This is a genomic window from Pseudoalteromonas porphyrae (assembly GCF_001298125.1).
Taxonomy (GTDB): Bacteria; Pseudomonadota; Gammaproteobacteria; order Enterobacterales; family Alteromonadaceae; genus Pseudoalteromonas; species Pseudoalteromonas neustonica.
The window spans coordinates 76366-94918 of record NZ_LHPH01000010.1 but is presented as its reverse complement, the minus strand read 5'-3'; the positions used below and the strand labels follow the sequence as shown (position 1 = coordinate 94918).

Annotated in this window: 13 protein-coding genes; 8 read left to right on the top strand and 5 right to left on the bottom strand. The window is 41.3% G+C overall.

Features of this window, described 5'->3' with window-relative positions; genetic code table 11:
• Positions 1-74: 74 nt before the first annotated feature.
• The 6 genes from ADS77_RS10620 (at position 75) to ADS77_RS10595 (ending at position 9629) form a co-directional block, all read left to right on the top strand.
• Positions 75-2351 carry a DUF5916 domain-containing protein gene (locus ADS77_RS10620; protein ID WP_082355666.1) on the top strand — a complete coding sequence of 759 codons (2277 nt, stop codon included), beginning with the start codon at positions 75-77 and terminating at the stop codon, positions 2349-2351.
• Positions 2352-2569: 218 nt separating this feature from the next.
• Positions 2570-3826, top strand: coding sequence for an HlyD family secretion protein (locus ADS77_RS10615; protein ID WP_054205857.1), 1257 nt, complete (start codon positions 2570-2572; stop codon positions 3824-3826).
• 10 nt (positions 3827-3836) lie between these two features.
• Positions 3837-4529, top strand: a complete 693-nt coding sequence (locus ADS77_RS10610; protein WP_054205856.1) for an ABC transporter ATP-binding protein — start codon at positions 3837-3839, stop codon at positions 4527-4529.
• Positions 4526-7030, top strand: a complete 2505-nt coding sequence (locus tag ADS77_RS10605; RefSeq protein ID WP_054454339.1) for an ABC transporter permease — start codon at positions 4526-4528, stop codon at positions 7028-7030. The genes ADS77_RS10610 and ADS77_RS10605 overlap by 4 nt, the downstream gene beginning before the upstream one ends.
• 12 nt (positions 7031-7042) lie before the next feature.
• Positions 7043-8392, top strand: a complete 1350-nt coding sequence (locus tag ADS77_RS10600) for a sigma-54-dependent transcriptional regulator (protein ID WP_231659061.1) — start codon at positions 7043-7045, stop codon at positions 8390-8392.
• On the top strand, positions 8385-9629 hold the full coding sequence (locus ADS77_RS10595) for a sensor histidine kinase (protein ID WP_054454337.1): 1245 nt from the start codon (positions 8385-8387) through the stop codon (positions 9627-9629). The genes ADS77_RS10600 and ADS77_RS10595 overlap by 8 nt, the downstream gene beginning before the upstream one ends.
• 16 nt (positions 9630-9645) lie before the next feature.
• On the opposite strand, the gene ADS77_RS10590 is transcribed toward ADS77_RS10595, so the two are convergent.
• The 4 genes from ADS77_RS10590 to ADS77_RS10575 form a co-directional block, all read right to left on the bottom strand.
• Complete coding sequence (locus ADS77_RS10590) at positions 9646-10434, bottom strand: PhzF family phenazine biosynthesis protein (protein ID WP_054454334.1); 789 nt, start codon at positions 10432-10434, stop codon at positions 9646-9648.
• Positions 10435-10458: 24 nt separating this feature from the next.
• The gene (locus tag ADS77_RS10585) at positions 10459-10944 is read right to left on the bottom strand and encodes a pilin (RefSeq protein WP_054205852.1); all 486 of its coding nucleotides are present in this window, start codon (positions 10942-10944) and stop codon (positions 10459-10461) included.
• Positions 10941-11768, bottom strand: coding sequence for a hypothetical protein (locus tag ADS77_RS10580; RefSeq protein WP_054454332.1), 828 nt, complete (start codon positions 11766-11768; stop codon positions 10941-10943). The genes ADS77_RS10585 and ADS77_RS10580 overlap by 4 nt, the downstream gene beginning before the upstream one ends.
• 85 nt (positions 11769-11853) lie before the next feature.
• The gene (locus tag ADS77_RS10575) at positions 11854-12468 is read right to left on the bottom strand and encodes a PQ-loop domain-containing transporter (RefSeq protein ID WP_054205850.1); all 615 of its coding nucleotides are present in this window, start codon (positions 12466-12468) and stop codon (positions 11854-11856) included.
• Positions 12469-12772: 304 nt separating this feature from the next.
• Here ADS77_RS10575 and ADS77_RS10570 point away from each other — a divergent pair, with 304 nt between their 5' ends.
• Together ADS77_RS10570 and ADS77_RS10565 are read left to right on the top strand one after the other, a co-directional pair.
• Positions 12773-13930 (top strand): tetratricopeptide repeat protein, encoded by a 1158-nt coding sequence (locus ADS77_RS10570; protein WP_054205849.1) that lies wholly within the window; start codon positions 12773-12775, stop codon positions 13928-13930.
• A 524-nt stretch (positions 13931-14454) separates the two neighbouring features.
• Complete coding sequence (locus ADS77_RS10565; protein ID WP_054454328.1) at positions 14455-15591, top strand: PepSY-associated TM helix domain-containing protein; 1137 nt, start codon at positions 14455-14457, stop codon at positions 15589-15591.
• Positions 15592-15635: 44 nt separating this feature from the next.
• Here ADS77_RS10565 and ADS77_RS10560 read toward each other — a convergent pair whose 3' ends face one another.
• The gene (locus ADS77_RS10560) at positions 15636-18479 is read right to left on the bottom strand and encodes a TolB family protein (protein ID WP_054454324.1); all 2844 of its coding nucleotides are present in this window, start codon (positions 18477-18479) and stop codon (positions 15636-15638) included.
• Positions 18480-18553: the final 74 nt, after the last annotated feature.

The following is an 18553-nucleotide window of genomic DNA, read 5'->3' as shown; positions in this document are numbered from 1 at the left end:
TTATTGCTATTTATGCGTAAATTAACCTAACAACATTACTTTCACTTACGCGCCAGTAAATACTCGGTAATTAAATGACAGGAATAGTTATGACTGGTTTGTCTCGGTTCCCCCAAACTTGGTTGCAAAAAAATAAAATTCATTTTAGCCTCGCCCCCTTAGCACTCGCCTGCTCTATTAGCCTTTTTTCTCAACACACTAGCGCAATGGAAGTTGACGGCCAATTAAATGAAGTGCAGTGGCAAACAGCGCACACATTAGTATTAGATAAAACAATTAGACCTTTTAGTCTTGCGGCTGCGCCAGTTGCCTCTGAAGTGAAATACTTTACGAGTGAAGAAGGCATTCACGTTGCAGTTATTGCTCAGCAACCTAAAACACAGCAAACAGCCATGCGTACAGCCCGCGATAGCAATCTTGAAAGTGACTATATTGAACTCATCATTGATTTTGACAACAGTAAAAATACCGCTTATGGCTTTATTCTTGGCAACGGCGGCTCAATGCGTGATGGCATTTGGCAAAACAATAATAGCTTTAAAAGCGACTGGGACGGTACGTGGTTTGGTAAAACCACACAAACTGATAACAGCTGGACTGCTGAATATTTAATCCCTTGGTCAGTTGCCCCCATGGCACAAGCAAGCAGCGCACAACGTCAGCTTGGCCTTTTTGTCCGTCGTCACGACGTCAAATCTGACAGTAGCTACAGCCAAGTGCCTACATCTCGTGAGCAACCTGATTTTATCCGCGAGTTTGGTACTGTTAGCGTTGATAATTTTGCCAGTTCATCACTGGAAATATTCGGCTCCGCAATGTATCAACGAGATATGTTGAACAGCAAAAATAGCAGCAATCTGAGTCTTGATATATTTTGGCGACCAGATGCGAGCCAGCAATTAAGCGTGGCGCTAAACCCTGATTTTGGCCAAGTTGAATCTGATAACCTCGTCGTTAACTTTTCACCATTTGAAACATTCTTTGCCGAACGTCGCTCTTTCTTCACTGAAAACCAGTCACTGTTCGACTTGCAAGGTAATGCAGGGTTGCGATTAGTGCATACACGGCGCATTGGTGTTGATGGCGATATTGATGCTGCAGTAAAATACACCCGCAATGGTCAAAACATAGATTTTGGCGCCATGATGGTTATCGAAGACGATACTCACAGCGGTTTAGACGCAAGTCGTTTTGCTACAGCCAGAGGTCAATATAAGTTCGCAAAAGCACAAGTTGGTTATTTAGCCACTTACGCAGATAGAGCCAGCGAAGGGCGAGAAGCGCAAGTACACACTATTGATTTTAGAACAGATGTCAGTGACAGCATACAAATACAAGGTCAGCTAAGCGGCAGTTTTATTGATAATGAACACGCGCAAGAGCCTGACACACAAGGCCAAGGCGCATGGTTTAATGTAGTGCATAAATTTAATGATAACTGGCAGCAACGACTTAATTTAACGCGCTACACTGATGATTATGACGTTAACGATCTAGGCTTTTTATCGCGCAATGATTTACAGCGTATTTACTACTCTAATGAGCGTTATTTTACAGACTTTAGTGCCGATGATTCATTAAAGCAGCGCCGTGTTGAACTTGCTGCGCGAGTTGATTACAACAGCCAAGGCGATCATCTAAAAAGCTTTATATTTCTCAGCGGTAATGAAGAATACAAAGATACCTCATTTTTGTTTTGGCGCGCTGAATATATCACCTCAGGTAAAGATGACCGTACTAGTCGTGGCAATGGTATATTCAATACCGAGTCAGGTTACGAATTTTTTACTGAATATAACTTTGGTAATCAAAACAAGTTTCGCCACCATATTGGTTTAGGGTATGAAGACACTTTTTCTGACGGTCAAGCCACCAGCTTACATTACCATCCCAGTTATTACTTCACTGATAATTATCGTATATCGTGGAGCTTGTGGGCAGAACAGGAAAAAGACAGTTTACTGTGGATAGATAATCAACTGGCTCGCTATAACTTTAAAGAGCTTAATAACAGCATTGATTTTGATGCCACTATTGATGATAAACAAGAACTAAGAGTACGCTTTCAGTGGATCAGTGCCACAGGTACAGATGGCCAAGCACAGCGTATTAATAGTAACGGCGACTTATACGCTAGCAATGCGGTAGCCAATGACTTCTCGCGCTCTACCACTCGCCTGCAAATTCGCTATCGTTATGAGCTGTCGCCACTATCAAATATATTTTTAGTCTACAGCCGAGGCGGACGTTCGGTGAATGACTTAAATCAGGCTAACTTGGAGTTATTTAGTGAAGGTTGGGGAGAGCGCACTGGCGATAATTTTGTCGCAAAAATCCGCTACCGCTTTTAAGCCTACTTAACTGACACTCTGATTACTCACCCCAAGCCTGTTAACTAAGCCTGGGGTGAGTAACGCGTATTCAAAACCGAACACAGCCGCGTTCGATATCGAACACACATCTACTAAAAAACACCATAAAAACAACCAAACCATTGAAATATAAATAAATTTAATTTTGGCATCAAACTTTCATTAACTACAGTATCAACCAAGATGATGAGTAGATAATGAATATCAATATTGACCAAAAAACAAAACCGAACACATTAAAAGTTGTGCTAATTATTGCAGCGCTTGTGGCTGTCACATGTATCGGTTATTTCACTATTAAACCGACCACACCACAGCTTAGCGCTAACACGCTCAATGTAGTTACTGTACAGCAAGGCGATATTGATATTATGACGCCAGTGTATGGTCAATACGCATCGCGCTATGAACGCCTGATCAGCGCACCAGCAACAGGGCAAGTGGGTGAGATTTATTTACGAGCAGGTGCTGATGTAGAAGCAACAACTATTATCGCGAAGTTAGTTAATCCTGATTTACAACAGCAATTGTTTGAATCACAGGCCAAACTTGAGCGTATGCATTCTGAATTTGCCTCATTTAAATTTCAAAAACAAAACGAGCAATTAACCTTCCAAGCCGAATTGGCTGATATTGATAGTCAGATACAAGGGGCTAAGTTAGATGTTGACGTAAACCAGCGCCTATCGGATCAAGGTATTGCTGCCAAAATTGATTTAGAGCGTGCCATTCTTAAACACAATCAACTTAAGAAACGCCTAGAATTTGCAAATTACCGCTTTGAAAAACAAAAAGAAATGCACAAGTTAGAACTTGAGCAACAGAAAATTCTATTAACACAGCAACAAAAACAAGTCGATTTAGTCAGCAACAAAGTTGCGGCATTAACTATCACCGCAGGGATTGCAGGCACCCTACAACGTTTAGATATTGAACTTGGAGAGCGGGTAAACCAAGGGCAAGCAATGGCGCGCGTTGGTTCAAAAACACAATTAATGGCAAGACTGAATATCCCACAACGTATTGCTGAACGTATTCAACTTGGTGCTACGGTTGAATTAAAGCATCCCAATGGCACGCTAAAAGGCACAGTTAAACAGCTGGCATCTGTAGTCGAAAATGGCTTTATTGTAGCCGAAGTACATCTGAGCGAACCACTACCTTCAAACCTACGCCCAGCACAACCAGTCAATGCATTGGTATTCGTTGAGCGCAAAGAGAATGCATTATATGTGAGCCAGCAACCCGGTTTAAAACCACTTGGCGCACAACGACTATACAAACAAATTCCCAACCAACCACAACTACAACAACAGCAAATCACCTTTGGCGAATTAACAGGCTCTGAGCTGTTAATTACCACCGGGGCTATTGCGGGTGAAAAAATTATCACAAATGATTTAAGCCAATGGCATACTTACACCCACTTGGCCCTAGATACTTCAAAACTTTAAGGAAAACCTCATGACAGCACTCGTAACAATTAACAATATCAATAAAGTGTACAGTAAAGGCCAAGTAAAAACACATGCCCTACAAGATGTATCTTTAACTATCAATAAAGGTGAATTCATCGCTATCTCAGGGGCTTCAGGTTGTGGAAAGTCAACCTTGCTCAGTATATTAGGCCTGCTAGATACGCCAACTGATGGCCATTATCAATTAGCCAATATTGATACACATAGCCTTAAAGTTGATCAACGCTCTAGCGTACGTAACAAGCATATTGGCTATGTATTTCAGTCATTCAATTTAATTGATAGCCTCACTGTATTTGAAAACGTGGCATTGCCATTGGAGCACCGCGGCACATCTAGCAAAGAAATAAAAACCGCAGTGGAGAAACAGCTAGCGGCGGTAAACATGAGTGCACGCTTAGATCATAAACCAAACCAGTTATCTGGCGGACAGCAGCAGCGCGTTGCAATCGCTCGCGCATTAGTAGGCAACCCTGACTTACTGCTAGTAGATGAACCAACCGGTAACTTAGATAGCCAAAACGGCGATGCTGTAATGCAACTGTTACTTGATTTAAACAAGCAAGGTGCCACCGTTGTTATGGTGACGCATGATGAACGTTACAGTCAAATGGCACAGCGTCAAATCCGTTTATTTGATGGTAAAGTATTGGTTGAACATCAGGAGGCCGTTGCATGAGTTTTTATCTACGCGCATTACGTCACGGTGTTTTACGGCTATTTACATTGCCACGCTTGTCACTGCCAATTCTACTTACGTTAAGTTTAACGTTGGCAGCGGTGCTTGCTGTTGTCGCCATGAGTAGCCATCTTATTTTTAAACCTTTACCTGATATAAAAGACGAAAACAGCCTGTATGTCATTAACCGTACCATGGCGGTTTCACAAGACATGCGTGTTTCTATGTTTACCGCTAAGCGCTTGGCACTATTAGCTGAGCAATACAAAAGATACGGCCGGTTTGCTGCATACCAAGCTGACGAAAGTGCGGTAAAAGTGCATGAAACGAATTACCCAGTGTCACGTTTTGATGCCAGTAATAACTTTATGACCATGGTCGGAGGAACCCTGCTACTAGGTGAACAACCAAACAAAGTAAATACTCAAAACTCTGTGTGGATCTCTGAGAGTTTATGGCAAAGCGCATTTCAAAAAAACGTAAATGCAATAGGTCAAACATTACAAATAGACGCCACATCGGTGCAAATTCGCGGAGTGGTCAGTGACTTTTCATCGTTTAATTCCGATAACGATGAAAAATATACTCAACAAGTTTGGCGTTATTATGATTTAGCCGAAAAAGCAGCAATGCCTACACAAATGACGATAGATGGCAGCCTGCAGCCCCTATTTCGCCAAACCGAACGTGCATTTACGGCCGATGACATGGAGAGTTTTTGGCAGCAGTATTATCTTGACCAAGGTGAACAGCTTGGCCCTATGAAACAAATGTTTGAGAGCATGGCCCCAGAAAGCACGGCAACCTTATATCGCGATAACCTGATGGAAGATCAGCAAACCATGCTGTTGTTTTTATTAGCAACTGTGGTCATCTTACTCGTAATGGCAAGCCTCAACCTACTAAACCTATTTATTGCCCATTACCAACAACGCGAACAAGAATTTGCCACACAGTTATGTATGGGCGCATCACGCAACAAATTATTAGTAATGAGCTTTTTAGAAAACCTGAGCACCTTTTTACTCGCCGCAGTATTAGGTTTGTTAGGTGCCGCTTGGCTGATTAGGCTATTACCTATCATCAGCGGTGGTAATATCGCGATGCTTGAACTAGTGCAAATTGATGCAATAACTATTGCTGTTGCGGTTGCAATTGTGCTGACGATAAATTTATTTTTTGCATTTTTATCAACCCGTCAGTTTGATCAAACACAACTAATTAGCAACCTTAATAACGGTAATAAGGGTGTCAATGCAGGTAAAGTGACCCGTCTTAGTCAAGTGTTATTTATTGCACAGTTAAGCTCCGCTGCGGTTATTTTAACGGGCACCGCTATGCTGGCAAATACCGCCTACGATAAGCTAAATATTCACTTAGGTTTTGAGCCAGGAAATACACTAATAGCCAATGTACGTCTACAAAGTAACGATGATCCGATTTTAGACAGTGCTGAAATTGAGGAAAAAGTAGCGCAAGTCGCACAAGATCCTGAGGCCGCAGAGCAAAAAACTAAGCAACACTATCAGGGGGCGCTCGAAATAAAAAATCAACTTGAGCAAGCAATCCTCCAAGTGCAGCCAAATATCACCCCACTACAAAGCCAAGGCGAACCCTTTAGTTTTAATACCGTCATAAATATGACTGAGGATGAGCAAACACAAGAGCGCTTTACCTATATGACGATTAATATTGCGCCTGATTATTTACAGACCTATAAGCTCAATTTGCTAGCAGGGCAGAATATGACTCAAACGCAGTATCTAAATTTAGAGCCTGTGGCATTGATCAACGAAACCTTTGCCAAGCAATTGTCCACAGATGGCACGATTGAATCGGTAATAGGTAAAAAAGTTTCTAATCGTCAAGTTATTGGAGTAATCGCAGACAATTACACCATGATGGCAAAAGATCAGGGCTATCCAACTATGCTTTACAGTTATTCGCACGATAATGCTAATTTTGGGATCAATATTGCTATGCAGCTACCACCAGGGCAGAGCTTTGACAAACATGCCATTATGCAAGCGATTCAATATGCTCACCCACAAGTGATTGAAGTAGATGCACGCACACTTGATGAGCGCTGGGCAGAACAAACAATGCCGCAGCGCGTACAGTTTTATTTTATCAGTGCGTTATCTCTATTAACTTTGCTACTTGCAGCCGTAGGTAGTAATGGTATGGCGATGAGCTTTACAGAATTAAAACGCTTTGAACTTGCAATACGCATGGCAACCGGCGCAAGCCGTATTAACCTAATGAAGCGAACATTAAAAAGTTTTAATGGCTTACTACTGAGTGCGCTAGCTATTGCTATTACCCTCGCCTGCGGTCTTTATTTAGCGCTACAAAAAGCAATTCCTATGTTGCCAGCATTTTCTTGGCAAGCACTAACAATATTCACTAGTTTATTGATTGCTATCGTCTTTATTGCCATTGTTTTGGTAGTATGGCGTATTATTAATGCTGACCCTATGCGTGCGCTTAGAGAGCAATAAACTTTTAAGGAGATGGCAGCATACGCTGCCATTACAACCACAATGACCCCACACACTATTTTAGTTGTTGATGACGACGATGACATTCGCTTTGCCTTATCACTACTTTTAGAGCAGGCAGGCTATCGTGTGGTTGAAGCTGATGGACCAAGCCAATGCATGCAATTGCTCTGTCGGTTAACGCCTGCGCTGGTGTTACTGGACATGAACTTCACCCGTGATACAACTTCAGGAAAGGAAGGTCTTGCACTACTAGAGCAAATCACGCCATTGGATATTCCCGTTATGCTAATGACTGCATGGGCAAATATTGAACTTGCAGTAACCGGGTTACAAACTGGCGCTAAAGATTTTATTGAAAAACCATGGCGAAAAGAAAAATTACTCAGCCAAATAGCTAATCACATTAAGCCTATTACTACGCAGCCGACACAAAGTGATTGGATAGCATACTCCAGCGCGATGCAATCGCTCAATACCCTAATAACACAGCTTGCACCAACCGATGCTAACTTATTAATTTTAGGAGAAAACGGCACGGGTAAATCACAACTAGCCAAGCGTATCCACCAATTAAGCGCACGCAGTGAAGCCCCCTTTGTGAGCCTAAATATGGGTGCTGTTGCAGAGTCTTTATTTGAAAGTGAGCTATTCGGTCATCATAAAGGCGCGTTTACCGACGCTAAGCAAGACCGCACTGGTGCGTTTAGCCGCGCCAAAAATGGCACCTTATTTATGGATGAAATAGGCACTTTACCGTTTCATTTACAGCCTAAATTATTGCAAGTACTCGAAACCGGTGAATTTACACCACTGGGCGCAAACAACAGTGAGCAGGTTAACGTACGCCTAATTGCAGCAACCAATCAAGACTTAGCCAGCGCGATTACAAACGGGCAATTTCGCCAAGATTTATATTATCGCTTAAACACCTTTGTGATCACGCTCCCAGCTCTGCGTGAACGAAAAGACGATATATTGCCACTCGCCGCACATTTTATTAATCAGTTTGCTGGTAAATATAACAAGTCGCCTTGCACATTATCCCAAAGCGTTGAAGAGCTGCTATGCAACCATAGCTGGCCCGGTAATATTCGTGAGCTAAGCCATGTAATAGAACGCGCTATGTTGATTTGCACGCAGAGTGTCATCGAATTAGCCCATATAATGCTGGATAGCCAAACAAGTAAAAGCCAATTAATTCCACAACTCACACTTGAAGAGCTTGAAAAACAAAGAATCACTGACGTACTACAACAGCATAACCAACAAATAACTGCGGCGGCAAAAAGTTTAGGTATTTCACGTAATGCGCTGTACCGACGGATGGAAAAATACCAACTAGAGGGGTTTGATGAGTAACTTTAAAGTGAGCCATAAAGCCAAGGTAATTAGCACGTTCACTGGTATTTTTTGCGCTATTATTGTGCCAAGTACAGGCTGGATTTACCAATTCAGCCAAGACGTACTGCTAACTACCACTTTGGCTATTTGCCTTAGTTATCTGCTTATTATGTGTATCTACAGGCTATTTAACGCTTATTTTTCGCCTGTTGCTCAGCTGCAAGCCTACATTGATGCAAAACAGCAAGGGCAAAGTAACCTTAGCTTAGGTTACAAAGATCCAAGCTCACCATGGACGGCTCTCGGTGCACAAATTGAAACGCTATTTAACAAGCCTGCACCACAATCAACGCATTTGATCGACGGGCTATTTCAACACTGGCCCCACCCAGTAGCCCTATTTAACGAGCAAGAGCAGCTTATTTTCTTCAATCATCCGATGTATCAGCAACTTAAAACGCCGCTACTACGGGGTATGAGTATGGCTGAATGCGGTTTTACAGTTAAAGATAAACAATGTAGTCATGCTAAATTAAATCAAAATTGGCAAGTGCAACGTATTGCGCTCAATGATACAAAACAAACACTTATTACCGCCAGTTATATTGGTCATCAACTGCAAGATGCAAAACGTCAATCCCAAGCTGATTTAATTCGTATTTTATCGCATGAGTTAAATAACTCGCTGACCCCCATGGCATCTATGACAGATACACTACTAAGCACAGAAACACTAAATGAAAAACAAACAAGACAAGTATTAACGCGAGTAAAATCACGCAGTGAATCACTGCTGCAGTTTATAAAAGCCTACTCAGAATTAAGCCGCTTGCCTGCAGCAAAGCCACACTACTTTGATTTACAAACCTTAGCAACACTCAACGCAGCCGAGCAAAACATTCAACTTAATTTTGCGGGCGAGTCGCAATGCTTTGCTGATAAGCTACTTATTGAGCAACTGTTAATTAATGTATTTAAAAATACATTTGAGGCCACTCACAGTCCTGCATGTATAACCTTACGTTGCTTTCACCAAGCCGGTATACAAATACTGCAACTGACCGACAACGGCCCAGGCTTTGCTAATCTAGAGCACGCAATCCAGCCTTTATACACCACTAAAAAAACCGGCAACGGGCTTGGACTCGCACTATGTAACGATATAATACAAAAGCACAACGGCCAGCTACAGTTAGCAAATACCGAACATGGCGCGCAAATCACCATTAAACTTCCGCAAGGCAGCACCAAATAGCAGTTATAAATATCAGTTATAAATAAATCGTGCCTTGCATATAGCGTACAGCCCGCCCTGTTAAAGTCACTGTATGATCACCTACATCACATTGCATATGTCCACCCCGGCTTGAAGCTTGATACGCGCTGAGTGACTTTTTACCTAATTGCTGCGCCCAGTAAGGCGCAAGACCCGTATGAATTGAGCCAGTTACAAAGTCTTCATCGCCACCACTTGCAGGCCAAAAATAACGTGAGATAAAATCATATTCTGTACTTTTAGCCGTCGCAACTACATCTAACGGATATAAGGTTTTGAGCAAACTAGAGTCTGTTTTAAGGTGAACGACATCTTCCTCATTTTCATAAATAACAAAGTAAGCCTGCTGATTTTTCAACACCTTAATTGGTTGTATAGACAAGCCATCAAACAACTCTGAAGGTATATTCTCAGCCTCACTCGGTGCTTGCTTCGGGAAGGTCATAGCAAAGCTAGCATCATTATTTTTATTGATAATTAGCTCACCTACCGCAGGTGCATGAAACGTTACTTGCTTTACATCATGCTGTTCACACAACACAAAAGCGGCGGCAAGTGTGGCATGGCCGCAAAAATCAATTTCCATTAATGGTGAAAACCAACGTATTGCAAAGCTTCCATCGGCTTGTTTGCACGTAAACGCGGTTTCAGACACATTATTCTCAGCGCCTATTTGTAGCATAAGCTCATCACTGAGCCACGCTTCAACATCGATTACCGCAGCATAGTTACCTTTAAATAATTCACTGGTGAATGCATCAATTTGATGAATCGTTAATTGCATCTGCTTTCCTAATTAATGAGGTATTTATAACTTAATGTTTAAACACGAAGAGGGCAAAATATCTTTAGGGACTGTGGTTTTATTCTCCCCTATCGCTTGCATACCAGTAACAGGTTTATCAAACCCACACAGCCAAGCAATCGGGCTTGTTGGGCTCCCCATCACAACCGCAGGACGAAATGTAAGTACCGTATTTTGTAAAGGCGCAGAAGCTTTGTTACCTAAGCTAATATGAATGGCGCCGCCATCTACGCTGATCCCAGTAACGCGATTACCAATTAAAAATTCACTCGCGGGTACGCCTGCCTGTTCATTATTTGCAGGAAATCGCCCTTGCTCTAAATAAAAAGCAGTGACGTCTTCGCGAATTGCAGCCGCCATTGCCAAGGGGTCAACCAATTCACTGCGTTGTAAGTATTTACTATATTGCGGCAATGCAATAGACGCCAAAATACCTATAATAGCCACAACGACCATTAACTCAATGAGTGTAAATCCTTTATGCCTCATACTATTTCTCCAATAATAAAAATAGGTTTGTACGCTTGTTGTAAAAACAAATAAATAACTAAAACCAAAATGGCGCTAAATAGGTAAATAAGTTTGTTGATCTGTTTTTTTGCTGCATCATTTAATAACCGTAATTTTTGCTCAACTAAATATGCAAACTCGTCGCCCAGAGCAAGGCCATGCAACTGGCAGCTTTGTAGGTGCATTATTTCAGGTAAGGTCGCCTTGTTTTTCGAGTCTTGCTCAAAAAAGCCAAAAATTGCCATCAGTATGGCGTATTGCTGCTTGATCTGCTTTGGTATGATGACACCAAACATCCCTGTAAATGGCTCTGTAGACGCTAAGTTGCAGGCATCGCGAAGTTTAAGAATAGTGATACACACAATGGTAAATAACATAGCCAACAACACAATAGCAACATACCAATACTGCGCGTATTGATTTAAAGAATGTGGCAAATTGATATTATGAGTGCCGAGTATTTCTATAAACGCGGGGATCACAAACACTTGATAAATAGCGCTAATAACAATGAAAATACCGAATAAAACCGCTAAATAGCCGAGTTTATTTTTATAATCAAATGAAGGCGATGTAATGATGCTCGGCAGCTTTGCATAGCACGTTGAAAGTTGTTTTTGCTGACTCGGATTTGGATTATCGACCAGCTGCTTAGCCAACTTTGTTGCAAGCTGGCTTTGCGGTTGACCCTGTTTATAAATATTTAAGTGCGTCGCGGAGCGTAATTGATTTTGCTCCGAGTCACTAATTTCATTTGCAGATGAATATATTCGGCATAAATAACCGAGCTGATCCCAATTCATTCTCTATCCTTGTTTCATTGAAGATAGGATAATTTGCCATACAATCAGCTGGTTTGGAATTAATTGTTGACTATTCAAGCACATTTTAGATTATTGCAGGGCGCATTTTATAGTATTGAATACAGCCCAGTTGTGCGGCATTAGTAAGTAGTATCATCACAAATGTTAAGATATGCGAAGTGCTTGGTACAACCATCGCCAATTCTGCAAATAAACCACACACACCCGCTAAAAATTGCAGGCTAAAGTAACGCGCACTTAAGTTACTTATATCGCCACTGCGTAGTGTTTTATAAGTTTGTGGCATTACCCTTACCGAACTCATAATTAGCCCTACAAACGTTAACCACGTCAGCACTTTTGCAATCTCAAGCTCAGGGTTTAGTAAGAGTAAAAATGGTAAAAGTGAGAAGCCAAGCATCGCTGCTAATTGAATTCGCTCCTCTCGCTTTGCGTTATAACGGGCAAAATAGTACAAAATCAAGCCGCTTAAACCACCAGTCACTACAAACGGTAACACCATGTAATACCGCTCAAAGTACAAATTAAAAGTAATAAAGTAGACACTTTGCGCAACACCAAATGTCATCATCAATAACGATAACCCTGACACACTGCGATTTTTACGTATTTTATTAAGTAACGGTAAAAAACTAAATACTAGAATAAATGATGATAATATCGGCAGATAATGCGCCAAAATAAACCTCGCTCGTTATTAATTGGTTAATAAGTTATCAGACTTTAAACAAAACAAATTAAATTTGTAAATCACTGTTTTTATTTGTTTTATGTAAGGCGCGGCATTGTATATAACTTATTTTCGCAAGCAACTATTGATGAAAAAAAAGACAAGCTTTGTTGGCAAGTTTACATTACAGTATAAACGGCTTTTACACATGTTTAGCATCAAATTGAGTAAGGAAGAGATGGCAACCCAGGCTGATTTTCTTGCTTGATTATAAAGTGCGCTTCAGCGTAATTTAAGAATAAGCGGAGAGATTATGAAGTTTTCTTTTATATTTTTTTTAGGTTTACTGGCGGGGTGCGCCTCAACTACAACACCCAAAGCCCCCTCAACTCAGGAGCCCCCCTCACTAACGCAGCTGATTAATCATTCGCTATTCACACTTGAATTCGTGCCTGCTCAGCAGCAACTTTTTCAACTTCCACAGCAAGAACAGCAAAAATTTATTGCTTACGTAAAGGCGAACCGCTTACTAGGCGAATCTGACGAACTCATTTTATATAATTACATTGAAAGCAGTTTAGACGGGTTTACTTACCATGGTGATACGTTAACGGCTTCGCAAGCGCTCGAGAAAGCCCACGGCAATTGTATAAGCCTAGCCATTGTGACTCAAGCATATGCCAATGTTATTGGGCTTGAAACAGCCTTTCAAGAAATGACCAGTGAGCCTGTTTACGCCAAAGAAGGTAATTTGGTATTTATCGCAAATCATTTTAGAACAAAGCTGTATAAACCACTTAAAAAGCAAGAAGGTAAAATCGCTTTTATCCGCCCTGGTGTCATCGTTGATTACTTTCCATCAAGAGGGAGTTTTTACTCTGGTAGTGCAGACATTAACGATCTCATTGCAAAGTATTACAGTAATCTCGCAGCAGAAGCGCTGTTGCAAGAAAACTACAATTTAGCTTATAGCTTATTAACGAAAGCCAATACGTTCACGCCTGATGACCCTGAGTTGTTCAATTTAGCCGCTATTCTTCACAAACGCGTGAATGATCAAGCAACAACTCATCGTATTTACCAAAGTGCATTTGACCATCAACTAGAAAGCTTAAACTTATTAAGCAATTACAAATCATTGGCTGAAGATATTGGCAATGAGATGCTGGTTGAACAGATTAACCAAAAATTAGATCTAACGGAGAAAGATCCTTATCAGCTAATTGTGTTAGGTGAAACTGAGGCATTAAGCGGGCAATATCTGCCTGCTAAAAAATATATCAATCAAGCCATAGATAAAGCCCCTTACTTATCAGAGCCCTATGTAGCATTAGCAAAAATTCGCTATCAACAAGGTCATTTAGGTGCCACTAGAAGGCTGTTGGAGCAAGCTATAAAGCTTGAGCGAGATGAGACGCAGCGCAGTGTATATGCTGCAAAGCTGGCGTCAGTTTTTACTAAAAAGAAATGAGCCCAACCCAAACAAATTCAGCAAGAGTATCGGCGGTTTGAAGTCGGTTAAGTAAAATGCCTTGAAGTACATCAAGGCATTAGCGTAATAAAGGAGAGTAATAAAAACCTAACCATCCTCTTAGCTCACCCTCGAAGCTATCGCCTTCTACTTTTTACCAAACCAAAATCAACATGAAGATCATTGATACCCGCACTTGCTAGGCCAAAGCCAATTGAGTCTTACCATTTAATGCCATAGCTCTGTGCGAACACTTCACTGTCAACTTGATGCTAACGATAACCCTGACACGCTGTGATTTTTATTAAGTAACGGTAAAAAACTAAATACCAGAATAAATGATGATAATACCTGCAGATAATGCGCCAAAATAAACTCACTCGTCAACTGGCAAGTTACCATTACAGTTCCTGTTATCTCCCGCTGGTTTACTGCTGTAAATGTTAAAAAACAATAACAGCAATTGAAATAACATTGCGAATTGTTATCATACGTCATTATTTACTGTTGTGATTACTGGGTTTATGAGAAAAACACTGTTTAAAGTTCATAGTTGGTTTGCTCTTTGTGCATTGATCCCACTGATTGTGATCAGCATTACTGGCAGCATATTAGTATTTAAAAGTGAAATAGACGGTTTACTCATGCCTGACAGCCACTTTGTTGTGCCGTCGTCCTCTGAGCGAAAGCCAATCGATAGCTTAATTACCATTACCGAAAATGCATTCCCACGATTCGTGATCGGGAGCTGGGAAATATTTAGTGATGATACTGCTGATCGGGTTTATTTAGTTGAACGCGGAACGGGGATTTGGCATAAATTTCATTTAAATCAATATACAGGTGACATTCTCTCTCAACCGGTAGGCACTAGTCACTATTTCACTGATTGGTTTTTAGAACTACATTACACTTTTTTACTCAACGACATAAAAGCACTGCCAGGGCAAACGGGCACTGTTTTAGGATTTTTCTTCGCATTGTTTTTACTTGTACTAGGTATTACAGGGTTAATTATTTATCGTAAATTTTGGCAGCGTTTATTCTCAGTGCGCTGGCGTGCAACGTTACAAATAGTGCTGAGTGACATTCACAAAATGACAGGTGTGCTTGGCTCGCCGATTATTTTAATTTTAGCGATCACGGGGGGTTATTTTAACTGGGCTGTGTGGTATCACGAGGTGATTGAACATGCAGAAGAAGAACACTTTGTACTGACCAAAAACCTGCACAGCGATGCCATTAATTTTCAAGCTATTCTTGATGATAGTAAAAAGCAAATGCCAACGTTTAATACCACTTTTTTAGTTATGCCATTAGAGCCTGATGAAAATATTACCTTATTTGGTGAAGTTGATAGCAACAACCCATTAGCCAGTGAATACGCAAATACTGTTACTTACAACAAGTTAACCGGAAAACACATGGCTAACTGGGATATTCGCGAAGTAGCCGTAGGCTGGAAAGTTATTGATAGTTTTAGAAAATTACACTTTGGCTACTTTGCAGGGTTAATCAGTAAAATTCTATGGTGCGTGATTGGTTTAAGCCCTGTATGGCTTGCAGGTACTGGCTTTTACCTATGGTTTAGCCGCAGAAAACGTAAAAAACAATCGCAAAAAAACCGACAGCAAAAGCAACAACACCCATTAAACACATAACGAATAGATAAGCTGAAAGAGGCCTTTAAAAGCCTCTTTCACTATTAAAGAGAATAATAAAACCCTAACCAACCTCTAAGCTCATCTTCAAAGCTGTCACCTTCAACCCTGACTAAACCAAAATCAAAATTAAGATCACTTAGGCCCGCAGGGCCTAAGCCAAAATTGAAAGGGCCTTGCCACTTCAATCCATAGCTTTGTGCGTATACTTGGCTATCCACCTGGTGCTGTTTATAGTAAAGCCATGGCATTCCCTCTTCCAAGCTAATACCGCCGCCATACCCCTGATAACGTTGACCTACAGTGCTATAAAAGGGAAGCTCGGGTGAAAATACAATGTCACTGTGCGTTTTAGCTGAAATCAGCGATGAACTAAAGCCACCTATTACAAGGTGTGTATCATCACGATATTGCTGCTGATAACTAACGTACATTGGTACATCATAGGCTTGTCCAAACACCTTCGCAGCTAAATCATAACCTTGCCAACTCTTTGCTTGTGCTTTGCCTGTGTACCATCGGGCATTAACCTCCTGGCCAATAGCAAATACTTGCTGATCATAATGCCATGATTGCTTCACACCTGCTCGTAACCATTGGCTAGCATTATCTTTAAGGGATTTATCTGCATACTCATAATCGGTGTAGTTATATGCCAACTCCGGCTCTAGCTTAAATTCGCCAAAGCGTAGTGGCAGATTTGCAGACAGATAACCCCCAGTTGCAACATAATGCGCACTTAAGGCTGTTTGATACTGCTTTTCGGCATTAAGGTCATACGAAAATAACTCGGCATTAATTTTAACGGGGAGGGCACTGTATCGCACTTGCCCAAACGCCCCTTTAAGTGCAGAGTCATGTAGATCAATACTGTATCCTGCTTGCCAATCTAACTGCTTAAGTAAGTCACTGCCTTTTACACTTAGACTAAATAACGATGCTGACGCTGAGTTATATTGCTCCCCCAGTGCTAAAGTGGCTTTTTGTTGCCAAATATCATAATTAGTTTGCTCACCTATCGGCTGCATATAAACTTTAGCATCAGGCAAAGTATGCTCATCAACAACCAACTTTGGGGCTATACTATTTGGCGCAAAATCAGTGACCAGCTCTGCATTATCACCGACTCTTAGTTGCATCACATCGGGGCCATCGCTGCCAATAGAAAAATACAGCACTGAGTCATCCAGCATAGCAAGTGGGTTAGCAACAGCCTGCTGCCCTTGAGTTAATTTGTGTAAGCTTTCATCGGCTAAATTGTAGCGATAAATATCTGTAGCACCATTTAATCCAGCAACAAAAAGTACCGAAGTTCCATCACTGCTCCAACTCGGCTGAGAAAGATATTGATAACCTACGGGCATGGGCACCGCGACCGTTTTAGCACCATGCAAATCTTGTATATACAACTGCCAATTATGATTAAACTCGGTTTTTATAAACGCTAACTGCTGCTGATCTGGACTAAGGACTGGATAGTCATAAACAACTGCTAAATCTTTCTCAAATAATGCGTGACTTACACCTGTTTGGACATCAAATCGAACTAATTCAGAATAGCCACCACGCACTTGCTCTGCATAGAGTGTTTGGCCATTATCAGTAATACTAAAACGTCTAATACCTGCCAAGTTAGTCAGTTTCTCAATGTCACCGGTTTGCGTATTCCAGCTAAAAATATCTGCAACTCGGTTGTTAGCGCCCTCCTCCTCAGTACTAAAAGCGCCAAAATAAATTACCTCATCATTTAACCATTGTGGATTTTGAATACCCGCATGATTAATCTGGTTAAGAATGTGCTTTTGCTTACGCTTAAATACACTTGGCGCAGTATCTATAATATCGTTTGGATCGTCAGCTAATAGCGCTTGCTGCTGCTTATTAAACCTCTTTGATGCCTCTTCGTTATCTTGCGTGCTATAAACTTTAAGTTGAGTTTTACCATCACGGTCGCGTTCAACCACAGCTAACTGTTGATTGTTTGGTGATAATGCAGGGTTACTCGCGTATAAATCTAATTCAAGCCACAGCTTACTTGTAAGCGCCTGTTCTTCTTGCTCTTTGCTCATAGCTTGAAAAGTATATTCAGCAACAAAACGTCGATAAAGTTTGCTCGGTGAATCACCAAAAACGCCCGTAAACGCCTCTTCAAATTCACGGTTTTTAACGCCTTGCATCCGCGTCCATACTGCATCGAGCGTTTGCTGCGAATAATTAATCTCGAGCCAATTCAAATAGCGCACACCCATTAAATACGCCATTGAGCCAGCCATAAAGCCACCTTCAGTGCTACTTAACTGTCCATAAGTTGGTAATGCGCCTTGCTGTGCAAACTCAATCAGGATTGCTTCGCTATAATTATCAAAGAGCCGCCCGCGCCCGGTCATTTTAGATTCAAGCAAAGTTGCATACCCTTCAGCTGCCCAACGCGGTATTTCGCTATGCGCGATATCATATACATCCCATATATCGCGCAATTCTTGGCGCCAATGACTTCGCGTTGGCTGCGCTAAATGAACTAAATGAATATATTCATGCAAAACAAGAAGCTGTTGCCAACCACTACTATTTGAAATAACGGTATCTGACTGCGGGGGGGTGGTAAAAAGCGCCATCAATGGTTTATTAGATACTGGTAATGCAAAACCATTGGCGGCATTAAGAGGATCAAACACCACCACATCGACGGTTTCGTCAAGCGCCCGGTTTTGTTGTTTGAGTACTTTACTACGAACAATTTCGAGTTCATTGGCTGCTGAGCGAGCCCAATCAGCACTTTCGGGGCTAAAGTGAACATTAAAATGCTCAGTATGAATAGTTTGCCATTGCACAGCACCCTGTGCGTTAGTAGCAACTAATAGCGCTGCGGCAAGTAAGGTCTTTTTCATCATGATCCCTGAATCTTTATATTGGCGTTATTATGGCCATAACCAAGATAAAAAGAGAGCATTAAAATGTAAGA

Excerpts from the sequence above, each read along its gene's own strand:
- ADS77_RS10620 (WP_082355666.1), top strand. The coding sequence starts at position 75 with ATGACAGGAATAGTTATGACTGGTTTGTCTCGGTTCCCCCAAACTTGG.
- ADS77_RS10615 (WP_054205857.1), top strand. The coding sequence starts at position 2,570 with ATGAATATCAATATTGACCAAAAAACAAAACCGAACACATTAAAAGTT.
- ADS77_RS10610 (WP_054205856.1), top strand. The coding sequence starts at position 3,837 with ATGACAGCACTCGTAACAATTAACAATATCAATAAAGTGTACAGTAAA.
- ADS77_RS10605 (WP_054454339.1), top strand. The coding sequence starts at position 4,526 with ATGAGTTTTTATCTACGCGCATTACGTCACGGTGTTTTACGGCTATTT.
- ADS77_RS10600 (WP_231659061.1), top strand. The coding sequence starts at position 7,043 with ATGGCAGCATACGCTGCCATTACAACCACAATGACCCCACACACTATT.
- ADS77_RS10595 (WP_054454337.1), top strand. The coding sequence starts at position 8,385 with ATGAGTAACTTTAAAGTGAGCCATAAAGCCAAGGTAATTAGCACGTTC.
- ADS77_RS10590 (WP_054454334.1), bottom strand. The coding sequence starts at position 10,434 with ATGCAATTAACGATTCATCAAATTGATGCATTCACCAGTGAATTATTT.
- ADS77_RS10585 (WP_054205852.1), bottom strand. The coding sequence starts at position 10,944 with ATGAGGCATAAAGGATTTACACTCATTGAGTTAATGGTCGTTGTGGCT.
- ADS77_RS10580 (WP_054454332.1), bottom strand. The coding sequence starts at position 11,768 with ATGAATTGGGATCAGCTCGGTTATTTATGCCGAATATATTCATCTGCA.
- ADS77_RS10570 (WP_054205849.1), top strand. The coding sequence starts at position 12,773 with ATGAAGTTTTCTTTTATATTTTTTTTAGGTTTACTGGCGGGGTGCGCC.
- ADS77_RS10565 (WP_054454328.1), top strand. The coding sequence starts at position 14,455 with ATGAGAAAAACACTGTTTAAAGTTCATAGTTGGTTTGCTCTTTGTGCA.
- ADS77_RS10560 (WP_054454324.1), bottom strand. The coding sequence starts at position 18,479 with ATGAAAAAGACCTTACTTGCCGCAGCGCTATTAGTTGCTACTAACGCA.